General features: G+C 30.9%; 12 protein-coding genes, 1 tRNA gene and 1 pseudogene. 12 read left to right on the top strand and 2 right to left on the bottom strand.

What is annotated here, in order from left to right; translation table 11 throughout:
• From QM536_07485 to QM536_07465, 5 genes are all read left to right on the top strand, one after another.
• A partial coding sequence (locus tag QM536_07485) for a site-specific DNA-methyltransferase (protein ID MDI9356844.1) occupies window positions 1-897 on the top strand: 897 nt, incomplete at its 5' end.
• A 206-nt stretch (window positions 898-1,103) separates the two neighbouring features.
• On the top strand, window positions 1,104-1,952 hold the full coding sequence (gene tcmP, locus QM536_07480; GenBank protein ID MDI9356843.1) for a three-Cys-motif partner protein TcmP: 849 nt from the start codon (window positions 1,104-1,106) through the stop codon (window positions 1,950-1,952).
• A gap of 1 nt (window position 1,953) precedes the next feature.
• The gene (locus tag QM536_07475; GenBank protein MDI9356842.1) at window positions 1,954-2,733 is read left to right on the top strand and encodes a phage Gp37/Gp68 family protein; all 780 of its coding nucleotides are present in this window, start codon (window positions 1,954-1,956) and stop codon (window positions 2,731-2,733) included.
• Between the two features lie 418 nt (window positions 2,734-3,151).
• Window positions 3,152-3,757, top strand: coding sequence for a superoxide dismutase (locus tag QM536_07470; GenBank protein ID MDI9356841.1), 606 nt, complete (start codon window positions 3,152-3,154; stop codon window positions 3,755-3,757).
• Window positions 3,758-3,769: 12 nt separating this feature from the next.
• Window positions 3,770-6,175, top strand: a complete 2,406-nt coding sequence (locus QM536_07465; protein ID MDI9356840.1) for a Smr/MutS family protein — start codon at window positions 3,770-3,772, stop codon at window positions 6,173-6,175.
• Window positions 6,176-6,183: 8 nt separating this feature from the next.
• On the opposite strand, the gene QM536_07460 is transcribed toward QM536_07465, so the two are convergent.
• On the bottom strand, window positions 6,184-7,263 hold the full coding sequence (locus QM536_07460) for an efflux RND transporter periplasmic adaptor subunit (GenBank protein ID MDI9356839.1): 1,080 nt from the start codon (window positions 7,261-7,263) through the stop codon (window positions 6,184-6,186).
• Window positions 7,264-7,269: 6 nt separating this feature from the next.
• Complete coding sequence (pyk, locus tag QM536_07455) at window positions 7,270-8,811, bottom strand: pyruvate kinase (GenBank protein ID MDI9356838.1); 1,542 nt, start codon at window positions 8,809-8,811, stop codon at window positions 7,270-7,272.
• Between the two features lie 296 nt (window positions 8,812-9,107).
• Here pyk and QM536_07450 point away from each other — a divergent pair.
• From QM536_07450 to QM536_07420, 7 genes and pseudogenes are all read left to right on the top strand, one after another.
• Window positions 9,108-9,386 (top strand): annotated as a pseudogene (locus QM536_07450) (NifU N-terminal domain-containing protein).
• Window positions 9,387-9,488: 102 nt separating this feature from the next.
• Entirely contained in the window at window positions 9,489-9,683 is a 195-nt protein-coding gene (locus QM536_07445) for a NifU family protein (protein MDI9356837.1), read from the top strand.
• A gap of 113 nt (window positions 9,684-9,796) precedes the next feature.
• A complete protein-coding gene (locus QM536_07440; protein ID MDI9356836.1) occupies window positions 9,797-11,704 on the top strand; it encodes a DUF349 domain-containing protein in 1,908 nt (635 codons plus the stop codon).
• Between the two features lie 83 nt (window positions 11,705-11,787).
• Window positions 11,788-11,860, top strand: a tRNA-Thr gene (locus QM536_07435).
• A gap of 62 nt (window positions 11,861-11,922) precedes the next feature.
• Window positions 11,923-12,168: a 50S ribosomal protein L28 gene (rpmB, locus tag QM536_07430; GenBank protein ID MDI9356835.1), complete on the top strand. Its 246-nt coding sequence runs from the start codon at window positions 11,923-11,925 to the stop codon at window positions 12,166-12,168.
• 4 nt (window positions 12,169-12,172) lie between these two features.
• Window positions 12,173-12,355: a 50S ribosomal protein L33 gene (gene rpmG, locus QM536_07425; protein MDI9356834.1), complete on the top strand. Its 183-nt coding sequence runs from the start codon at window positions 12,173-12,175 to the stop codon at window positions 12,353-12,355.
• A 6-nt stretch (window positions 12,356-12,361) separates the two neighbouring features.
• The gene (locus QM536_07420) at window positions 12,362-12,511 is read left to right on the top strand and encodes a DUF4295 domain-containing protein (protein ID MDI9356833.1); all 150 of its coding nucleotides are present in this window, start codon (window positions 12,362-12,364) and stop codon (window positions 12,509-12,511) included.
• Window positions 12,512-12,611: the final 100 nt, after the last annotated feature.

The raw sequence follows: 12,611 nt of genomic DNA, 5'->3' as shown, positions 1-12,611 counted from the left end.
CAAAAACCCGAAAAACTATTAGAAAGAATAATAACATGTGCTTCTAATGAAAACGATATTGTCCTCGACCCCTTTGTTGGCGGAGGAACAACCGTTGCCGTTGCAGACAAATTGAAAAGAAAATGGATAGGAATTGACCAATCAGTATCTGCCATAAAAATAACCGAAGCAAGGATGCATAACCAACAGGATCTATTTGCAAACCCTTTTATTACGCAATTGCATAAATATGATTTTGACACTTTGCGTTATAAAGATGCCTTTGAATTTGAAACTTTTATCATAACTCAGTTCGGCGGAATTAACAATACACAGCAACGCGGGGACTTGGGATTGGACGGAAAAACAAGGGAAAACCAGCCCATTCAAGTGAAAAGAAGCGATAACATTGGCAGAAATGTAATAGATAATTTTCTTTCTGCCGTCAAACGAAATGACAAGAATGTGTTTGAAAAAAACAAATCCGAAAAGAAACCCGTTGGGTTTATCATCGCTTTTTCATTCGGAAAAGGTGCGGTTCAGGAGGTTGCAAGATTGAAAAACGAAGAGAACACTATTATAGAATTGGTAAAAGTAGAAGATATTGTTCCCATTGCCAAAAAACCAAAATTATCAGTGGAAATTATTGACAAAGGCACAGATGCAAAGGGTTTGCGAGAAATAGAATTTAAGGCAAGAGGAGAAAGCACTGCAGGGATTGAGTTTTATATGTGGGACTTTGACTATAAAAATGACAAGTTTAATGCCGAAATAATTTTTGATAAGACGGGAGACCAGCATTATAAATTTAAAGCGGGCATTTGTAATATCGCCATAAAAATAATAGACAACGAGGGATTAGAAAATACGGAGATTATAAAACTCAAAGTAAATGGGAAGATTGAGCGGGAGAGGTAGGATGAGAGAATATTGAAAAGATGGTGTTTTTTTACTTTGTTTCTTTCTCAAAAAATATTAAAAAAGAAATAATGGTATTATGTTTATTACAAATAATTTATAAAAAAATATTGTTTAGTTTTGAGAAAAACATTTACTTCAAACATATTTTCAATTACTTTTTGGAAACAACGTGAAGCATTAGTAATATAAAAACAAATAAAACTATGAATACATTTGGAGGAGATTGGACAGAAACAAAAATAGAAATACTTGTTGAGTACGCGACAGCATATTTAAAAATTATGAACAAGCGCGCTAAAGAGTATAAATGGCAACTTTTGTATTTTGATGGCTTTGCAGGTTCTGGATATATAACAAAAAAAAAACAAATAAGTATAGTAGGAGCTGCAAAACGTATTTTAGAGATAGAAAAACCCATATCTTTCGATGAATTTTATTTTGTTGAAAAAGATGATAGAAACGCTAATTATTTAGAAGAAGCTACAAAAAAACTTTACCCTGACAAAAAAGTTCACATTGTAAAAGAAGATTGTAATGATAAAATTGTGTCTATGAGCAAATTCTTGACGACTCCCGAAGGGAAAAAATATAAAATATTAGCATATATTGACCCTTGCGGAATGCAGTTACATTGGAATTCATTGCAAACCTTACAAGAACGTTCTGTTGATGTTTGGATTTTAGTTCCAACAGGAATGGGAGTTAATAGATTACTGAAAAATGATTCAAATATTTCTGATGCTTTGGTATCAAAACTTGAAGTTTTTTTAGGTATGAAAAAAGATGAAATACTTAATTATTTCTACAAAGAAACGGTTGAAAACACTTTGTTTGGGGAAGAAAAAGTTGTTTTAAAAGAAAACCAAGCAATTGAAAAATCTGCAATTCTTTATAAAGAAAGACTACTAAGTTTGTTTCAGTTTGTATCAGAACCTTACATTTTAAAAAATAAAGTTAACTCCATTATGTTTCATTTTTTTATGGCTTCAAACAATGAAACAGCAGTGAAAATAGCAAATGAAATTATAACAAAGTATAATAAACAACAGTAATATGGCACAATCAAGTATAGAATGGACTGAAATGACTTGGAATCCAACCACAGGCTGCGACAAGATTTCGGCAGGATGTAAGTTCTGTTATGCAGAGGTTCTGTCCAAGCGTTTACAGGCAATGGGAGTTGAGAAATACAAAAACAATTTTGAAATAACAATTCACGAAGACGAATTACAAACACCATATACTTGGAAAAAACCAAAAATTGTTTTTGTGAACTCTATGAGCGACCTGTTTCACAAAGACGTTCCCATTGAATTTATTAAAAAGGTATTTAAAGTTATGAAAGACAATCCACAACACGTTTTTCAGGTTTTGACAAAGAGAGCAGATATTTTGAGATACTATGACAGTGAAGGTTGGTTAGAGTGGACACATAATATTTGGATGGGTGTTTCGGTAGAAAATAGTAAAGCTACAAAAAGAATTGACCTACTTTGTGAGACAGGGGCAAGAGTTAAATTTCTTTCTTGTGAGCCATTAATTGAAGCTATTCCAAATATGAACTTGAAAGGAATAGATTGGGTAATTGTAGGTGGAGAAAGTGGCAGAAAACCCAGACCAATGAAAGAAGAATGGGTGACAGACATTAAAAATCAATGTTTAGAAGTAGATGTTGCATTTTTCTTCAAACAATGGGGTGGCACAAACAAGAAAAAAACAGGACGACTTTTGGAAGGAAAAACTTGGGACCAAATGCCTGAAATACAGCTTCATAAAAATATGTTAGACAAAAAATCCGAACGCACAATAAATAAAATTTCTTTGGATTGGTGAAAAAATAATAGACAACGAGGGATTAGAAAATACGGAGATTATAAAACTCAAAGTAAATGGGAAGATTGAGCGGGAGAGATAGGATGAGAGAATAATATACCTATAAAAACTTTGGTAAACTTAATGGGTAATGAAACACGAAAATTTATTGCATATTTTTTGATTTTTGTAATGATAATACACGTAATTACATATAATTCTTTGAAAATATTTTTTTTTTCTATTATGAGAACGTTCTCATACATTCTCTACATTTGTTTGATTTGTATGAAAACAAACAGTATAATTAATAAATAATTGAACTTCTTAATAAACATAAACAATGAAAAGAAGAGAATTTGTAAAAAAATCAATGGTAGGAACTGTGGCAGCAGGGGTTTTATCTGCTTTTGGGGAGAAAAAAAAAGAGAATAGAGCTATGGAATTATTTGAGCTTCCGTCTCTTCCATATCCTTTTGATGCTTTAGAACCATATATTGATGCAAAGACAATGGAAATTCATCATGGAAAGCATCACCGGGCTTACGTAGATAACCTCAATAAAGCCATCCATTCCGATACACAACTACACGGAAAGTCCTTGGAGGAATTATTGCAAAAGTATTCTCATATTCCTGCAATAAAAAATAACGGAGGAGGGCATTGGAATCATAGTATGTTTTGGAATATAATGAAAGCAGGAGAAAATGCTCCTACAGAGAAGATGGCATCAGCATTGACCTCTGCTTTTGGAACTTTTGAAAAGTTTCAAGAGATATTTACACAAACGGCTCTCACTCGATTTGGCTCAGGTTGGGCATGGCTTTGTGTTAAAAACGGAACATTAGAAATAAACTCCACTGTCAATCAAGAAAATCACCTTATTCCCAATTCGGGTTGCCAAGGAGTGCCGATACTTTGTTTAGATGTTTGGGAACATGCCTATTATCTTAAATATCAAAACAAAAGAATAGAATATATACAAGCATTTTATAAGGTAATTAACTGGACGGAAGTAGAAAAAAGAATGGTAGAAGTCCGTTAACAGGCATTTTTTATGAAAATATACCCAGAAGACATAGAGGAGCGGATAGGTTTTGACAAGATACGGGCAATTATAGACGAGCATTGTTTATGCACCTTAGGAAAAAAGCGAGTATCAGCAATGCACATATCAGATGATGCAGATACTATCAAAAAACAAACATCTCTTTCCGCAGAATTCTGTAATATCCTCGCTTCAGGGCATACCTTCCCTACCAATCATTATGTAGACCCTACTCATTATTTTGATACCATCAGAATAGAAGGAGCTTTTTTAGAAGAAGAGGAAATATATATGATGAAACTTTCCTTGCAAACTATTTTTGCCATACATCGTTTTTGCCATATCAAAAAAGAAGCATACCCCACACTATACAATCTCTCACAGACGATGGTTCTTTCAGAAAAGGTGCTTCTTTTTTTTGAATCTATAGATGAAAAAGGGAAAATACACTCTTCCGCTTCCCCTCAACTCACCAAAATACGACAAGAACTTCACAAAAAACGCATCCACATCAAGCAATCTACAGAAAAAATATTTAAAAGTATTCAAAATTTAGGATACGTCCCCGAAAACTCTACTCCCGTGCTTCGTTCAGGCAGAGTAACAATCCCTATTATAGCCGAGTATAAGCGAAAAATAAAAGGAATTATTCACGATGAATCCGCAACCGGACAAACAGCATATATAGAACCCATTGAATTGGTAGAACTACACAACGAACTCAAAGAATTAGAAATATCCGAAAGAAGAGAAATTGTGAAAATTTTAACAAAAATAACTCATAACTTACGTGAACACTTTATTGCTCTCACAGAAGCGTATAATTTTTTGGGAGAAATAGATTTTATACGAGCAAAAACATTACTCGCAACAGATTTGAATCTCTCTTTTACTGCCCTGAAAGACGAGTGCATCCTCCATTGGAACAATGCCTTTCATCCCCTTTTCTTTTTTTATAATAAAGACAAAAAAAAAATAATTCCTTTTGATATATCACTCCATAAACAACAAAAAATACTTATAATATCAGGTCCTAATGCAGGCGGAAAAACACTCTGCCTTACTTCCATAGCCTTGATACAATATATGCATCAATGCGGTTTATTAGTCCCAATGCAAGAAAACTCCTCTATGGGCATTTTTAGCAACATATTTATAGATATAGGAGACCAGCAGTCCTTAGAAAAAAATCTCAGCACATACAGTTCTCACCTTACCAATATGAAGTATTTTTTAGAAAATAGCAATGAAAAAACCATTTTTTTAGTAGATGAGTTTGGGGTAGGAACAGACCCTCAATTTGGAGGAGCAATAGCAGAAAGTATTTTATTAGATATTTATAAAGCAGGAGCCTACGGAGCAATAACCACTCACTATGGTAATCTCAAAAAAATAGCATCACACCAAGAAGGAATTGTCAATGCATCTATGCGGTATGACACAAAAAACATCCAACCACTCTATGAATTAAAAATCGGCTCTCCCGGGAACTCTTTTGCCTTAGAAATAGCCCGAAAAATAGGTATTCCTCTCCATATTATTGACTATGCTCAAAAGAATATTGGAGATGAGCATATACAATTAGAGATACTCCTTGCAGAAGTAGAAAATCTAAAGCAGGAATACAAAGCAAAAAATGATATTTTAGACGCTAAAAATAAAGAAGTTGAAACGCTACAAACACAATATAAAACGCTCAAGGAATCATTAGAAAAAGAAAAAAAAAATTACATCAAGCAAGCAACCTTAGAAGCAAAGCAAATAGTTACGGAAGCAAATAAAAAAATTGAAAAAACCATCTCTGAAATAAAAGAAAAACAAGCCGAAAAAAAAGCCACCTCCACCATTCGCAAAGAACTACAAAACTATACAACACACATAGAAGATTCTTTAAAAATACTAGAAAAACCAACAAAAACAGAGCAGAATCCCCCAAATCCAAAAGCGAATCAACCCCAAACAATCCAAATAGGAGACACCGTAATATGGAAAAAAAAAGAAATAAAAGGAGAAGTAGTAGCCATAAAAGGAGAAAAAGCAGAAGTCCGCTTCGGAAATATAAAAACACACACCGATATAGCACAATTAGAAAAAACCAATCATCTCTCAAAAGAAAAAAAAATCCAAAAAAGCACCTTTTCAGACCTCAATATACACAAAAGAAAAACAACCTTTCAAACATCTCTTAACATAAGAGGAAAAAGAGCAAACGAAAGTATACTCATAGTAAATACATTTTTAGATGAGGCAATATTGCTCAATGTATCCGAAGTAAAAATAATACATGGCACAGGAAATGGCACCCTAAGGAAAACAGTGCAAGAACATCTGAAAACACTCTCTTTTGTAAGCAATATTTCTCAAGAAACAATAGAACAAGGAGGAAACGGAGTCACCATTGTAACATTAAAATGAATATCACTTTACTGAATAAAATCTGAAATATATAATGAGGTACCATTTTTTATTTGCAATAACCCAGAAATGATAAGAGTATCTTGTGTATTGACACCGTCTAATATTTCTACTTCTGTGGAAGTTCTCGTTCCCATAGTAACAACCTGCTCAACAGCAATATTATTTTTAGATAGAAAGATTTTATTGCCATTAATATCATTTACAATGGACTCAGTAGGAATTAAAATAGCATTTTCTTTATGTTCTAAAACAATGTCAACCGTAGTAAACTGCCCCGGAAAAAGATCATTGTCTTTATTAGGAACAATACCCCTTACTTTCAAAGTTCTTGTCGCCTGATCTACTACCGATGAAACAGCATATATTATTCCTTCGTAACTCCTTTTAGAAATATCCGAAGAAAAAAATATCTTTTTCCCCTTTTTTGCTAAATGACTATATTTCCCTGGTATAGAAAACTCTATTTTGATAGAATCTTTATTCGTAAGAGTAGAAATATCTGTATTAGAAGTAATAAATGCTCCCTCGCTCACCATCCTTAAACCTATATAGCCACTAAAAGCCGCTTTTAGAAAAGACTTTTGTATTTGATTCTCTAATACTTTAATGTCAGCATTAGTGGTATTCAACTGAGTAATAGCTATATCATACTCTTCTTGACTAATAGCTTCTTTCTCCAAAAGCTTTCTCTGACGAAATTCATTCGTTTCGTATAATTTTTTAGAAAAATGTAACTTCTCTAATTGTGCTTCTAAATAAGAAACATCTAATTGTATAAGCAATTGCCCTTTTTTTACCCAATCACCCTCTTTAAAAAGAATCCTTTGGATTTTCCCCGAAACCTCCGATATAATATCTATTTGCTCGTATGCAATAAGAGTACCCGTTACCGTGAGTTTCTCATCAAATGCTTTTGGTTTTACTACCATAGCTTTTACATATAAAGGAACTGCTTGCTTCGGTAAAGAAGTAGGAACAGAACCACGAGACGCTAAAAAATGAAATTTATTTTCCGCAAGATACGCAACAAAGAGTAAAAAAATAACAAAAAAAAGAATATTACGTAGTTTTTTATTTGTATTCATGTATGTTTATATTTTTTCTATTTTAATAGTATCGCAAAAACCTTTTATTTTTTCGGTAACCAAAAAAGAATCCGTAATAAAGACCACTTTCTCCCCTGTTTTTGCTTTCTTTTCATCTAATAACTTTTTTCTAATGATATCAAAAGTGCTTTCCAAAGAATCACCCCTTTTTTGGATATAAAAAGTATTAATACCCCATATAAGATTGAGCATTTTTACCACAAAACGATTCTCTGAAAAAATAAATATATCGCATTCAGGTCTATGTATAGCTATACGCAACCCCGTATAGCCACTCCGAGAAGTAGCAATTATTTTTGTTGCATTAATTTCTTTTGCTATTATACAAGCACCCCTTACCAACTCATCATTAGATCGACTCTCTGTAGAAAAATCAGGGTATTTTTGTATCTTATTATATATATTACTACGTATTTCTACTCCATTAATTTTTGTATCTGAAAGATTTTGTTCTGTATGTTGAATAATCTTTGCCATGGTTTCTACAACCTCAACATGATACAAAGCATCAGTAGCAGAAGTTTCTCCCGAAAGCATAACAGCATCAGCACCGTCTAATACTGCATTTGCTACATCACTCACTTCTGCCCTTGTGGGACGAGGATTTGTTATCATACTCTCCAACATCTGAGTCGCTACTATGACCGCTTTTCCATTGGCATTACACTTCTTTATCATTTCTTTTTGCAAAATAGGAACATTATAAAGAGGCGTTTCTACTGCCAAATCTCCCCTCGCCACCATAATAGCATCTGTTTCTTTGATAATAGAATCTATATTTTTCAGTGCCTCAGGAGTTTCTATTTTTGCAATTATCTTTGGACAATCTTGTTTTGCGTTCCTACTTATATCATTAATTTTGTTTCTCAAATCTATTATATCAGCACCCGTTTTTACAAAAGAAATAGCAACCCATTCTACTTTTAAAACTTCTATTCCAAAATGTAAATCATTTTCATCATCGGGGGTTAAAGAAGCAGCTTTGACAAGAGTTTGTGGTAAGTTTATTCCTTTGTGAGAAGAAATTTTTCCCCCATTTATAACAGAACAAGTAACTTCCTTTTTATGCATATCTTTTTCTTTTACCCGCATCTCAATATATCCATCATTAATAAACACAGAATGGCCTACTTCTACATCTTCACAAAAATACTCATAATCGCAAAATATTTTTGGAATTTTCCCCTCATATGTATTATCTAAGATATGTGTAGTTATAATTATTGTATCTCCATCTTTTACATAAATATCTGTATTCATTTTCCCAACACGTATTTTCGGACCTTGTAAATCTTGTAAAAAACAAACATTTGTCCCTAACTCTTCATTAATCTCTTCTCTTACTATCCTTACCAACTCTTTAATTTCCATCCTATCCTTTTCTTGAGTGATATGAGAAAAATTTAAACGTATAACATTCAATCCTTTCTGTATTAATTTTGTAAGGATTTGTTTATTATCCACAGTTCTACCATTTTTCCCCATCTTCGTCCCCAAAGTAGCAACTATCCGCGTTTTTTTTTCCATTTTTTTTCTTTCACGTAACTATATTTATTTAGTATGTAGTAAAATTACATTATTTATTTAAATCAATAACTCAATGCGTAGTTTTGTAAATATTGTTTTTTATTTTAATTTCATTGTTTTTTAATAAAAAAACTATATTTTTTATCTAAAAAATATAGAAAATATAAAATAGAATCATTTTTTATATTTTGCATAAATGCTTTTCAATAACTATTATACTAAATATTTCAAATATTCTAAGCAATATCTATCATAATATAAAAATACACTGTTATTCCGATACACAATACAAAATAATGACAAATACATCAAAAAAAAATATCCATCTCTACTTAGAAGCAAATCCAAATCCACACTCTTTAAAATTTGTTGCTAATTTTATGCTTACAAAAGAAGGAGAAATATATGATTTTTCTCAAAAAGAAAACCTCGAAAAATCTCCCATCGCACAAGAACTCTTTCAATATCCTTTTGTGAAAAATGTTTTCTGTATGAATAATTTTATAACAGTAAACAAAGAAGAATCATACGATTGGCAAGAAATACAAACAATAATAAAAGAATGTATATATAAATACTTAGAAACAGAACAACCTATCATATTAGAAAAAAAAAACACATCAGATACAACCATACATACAACAGATACAGAAATAGAAATAAAAATTAAAAGTATTTTGGATGAATACGTGAAACCCGCAGTAGAAATGGACGGAGGGGCAATAATATTTCAAGAATTTACCCAAGGGATATTAAAACTGTCACTACATGGAGCTTGCAAAGGATGCCCATCAAGCACTATTACTCTCAAATCAGGAATTGAAAATCTCTTAAAAAAAATGGTACCCGAAGTAAGAGAAGTAACATGCTAAAAGCAACTTTTTCGACCCTACTCAAGAATATAATACTACTACACAAAATAGATTAAATAACATAATCGTAATACAATATATAAAAATTTACATAATGAGTTACTAAACAGATTATGAACAATCAAGAAAATACAAAAAAAAATACTTTAAATAAAACTAAAGACGTGAATAAAAATATTGTTGCAGAAATGGAAAAAGAAACATCGGAAGAATATACATATATATCGGATAACAAAGAATTTTTAAATCTCTTAAATAATTTACTCAGTTCTAACACCGACACTCTCAAAATAGAAGAAGAAGTAGAAGAACTCAAAAAAGTTCACAATGAATATCTAAAAACACAAGAAAAAGAATACTTGGAAAAATTTTTATCCGAAGGAGGAAAACAAGAAAACTTTTCATTCGTCCTCGACAAAACATCCATTGAATTCGAAAACATATACAACGAATACAAAAAACTACTCCTACTGTTCCTTAAAAATAACGAAAAAACAAAAGAAAATACCCCTAAAAAAAGAAATGAACTCTTAGACGCACTTAGAATCCTCGTTTCTGAAATAGATACAAATCCTACAGAATCCTATAATATTCTTCAAAAAGTAAAAAAAATAGAAGAACAATGGAAAGCAATAGAAATAAGCACAGAAAAACCTAACAAAATTTTATTAGCAAACTACAAAGCCCTCAGAGAAATGTTTTATAAAAAAATAAATTTCTTTTACGAACTCAAGGACCTAGATAAAAAAAAAAATAAAGAATTAAAAATAAAACTCTGCGAAAAAGCAGAAAAACTAAAAGACCACCCACATATTCAACAAGCAGTAACACAACTATCTAAAATTCAGCACGAATTTTTTCAAATATCCGCAATAACACAAGAAGAAAAAATAAGTATAGAAAATAGATTTAAACTCATATCCGATGAAATACATAATAAAAAAAGAGATTACTTTAAAACTCTCAAAATAAAAGAAGAAGAAATTATAACACAAAAAACAAAAATACTCAATACCCTTATAGAAATAAACACAATACCTACAGAATACACAAATACCGAACCCCAAAACAAAGAGATATTTCTGAAAACATGGAGAAAAAATATACTTAATGTCCCAAAACTTCAAGAAGAATGGGAAAAAATAGAAACCCTAAAAACTAATAAAGAAAATAAAATTGAAAAAAAATATAGAGAGCAAATCTATCTATTCTTTAAAAACAAACAGCAATGCTTAAAGTCATTAGAGGCAGATGTGCCTAAAAATATCGAAATAAAAACACAATTAGTAGAACAAATAAATTATATAACAGATAACATTACCAAAGAAAATATAGAAGAATTCACTCAAAAAGTCACAGAAATTCAAAAAAAATGGAAGGAAATTATTATAGTTCCGTATGAAAAAAAATTAAAAAAAATTATCGAAAACTATACCCAAGCGTGTAATGATTTTTATGCGAAAAGAAAATCTTTCCTACTACCAGAATACTACGAAGAACAAAATTTGAAAAAAAAAGAAGCAATTTGTGAAAAATTATTACAAATAATATCCAAAACCCCACCAGATATAGATACATTAGAAAAACTCATAACAGATTATAAAAACATAAGACAAGTTCCTAAAAATAAATTAGAACATATAAAAAAGAAATATAAAGATACTACGGAACTCATAATGAAAGCCATCGAAAAAGAAGATGAATCTTCTCTCAAGAGAATAAAAAATGTAATAAAACAATACTCCGATGTAAAACAACATTCCAATGTAAAACAATATTCTGACCTAAAACATACTCAAAACCAAAACTTTTCCGATACTTCTAACAAAAATAACAATCAAAATAACTATAATCGTAAAGAAAATCAACAGAAAATATCCCAGTTAGAAAAAGATATACGCACATGGGAACTCAACTTAGAAAGATTATCTAAAAGCGCAGCTTCTCAAAAAATAAAAATAGAAACAGAAAAAAAAATAGAATCCGCAAAAAAAGAAATAGAAAAATTCAGAAATAAATAAAAAAAATACTTTTTTATGCAAAATAATTACTAAAAATACAACATTAAATAATTTTTTACTATATTTGTAAATATAGTATTTTTGCCTCCTTAGCTCAGCAGGTAGAGCGACTGACTTGTAATCAGTAGGTCATTGGTTCGATTCCGATAGGGGGCTCTTTTTATTACATTATAAAAATATATTTTTAATACCCACATTATATTTATACTCAAAAAATCATGGCAAGAATCTGCGAATTATCAGGAAAACACCCCATAACAGGAAATAAAGTTTCTCACTCTAATAATAAAGTGCGACGAAAATTCTATCCAAATCTCTTTACTAAAAAATTCTACATACCAGAAAAAGATGAATGGATAACTGTAAAACTATCTTCTTCTATGCTCAGAACAATAGACAAAAAAGGTATTTATGCAGTATTAAAAGAATCAGAAAAAAATGGTTTTATTTATCTAAATTTATAAACAAATGGCAAAAAAAGGAAATAGAGTACAGGTAATCCTAGAATGTACAGAACACAAAAATAGCGGACTACCAGGAACATCTCGCTATATCAGCACTAAAAACAGAAAAAATACTACAACACGATTAGAACTCAAAAAATATAATCCAATATTAAGAAAACATACTATCCACAAAGAAATTAAATAACAAAAAATGGCAAAGAAAACAGTAGCAACTCTCAAAAAAGAAATAAACTACGCAAAGCTTATCAAAGCTATCAAATCCCCAAAAACAGGAGCGTATTCTTTTAAAGAAGAAATAATGCCCCTAGAACAAGTAAAAGATAAACTAAAAGAATCGTAACCATTCGGATACTTTCTTTACATGATGAGTCCGCTCCGAAAAGTCACTTTTGATACATTTATAATTTTGTAACTATTCTATTACCAATAGTTTTAAAACT

It is taken from the genome of Chitinophagaceae bacterium, assembly GCA_030053935.1.
Taxonomy (GTDB): domain Bacteria; phylum Bacteroidota; class Bacteroidia; order Cytophagales; family JASGCU01; genus JASGCU01.
This window is presented reverse-complemented; position numbering and strand designations above follow the sequence as displayed.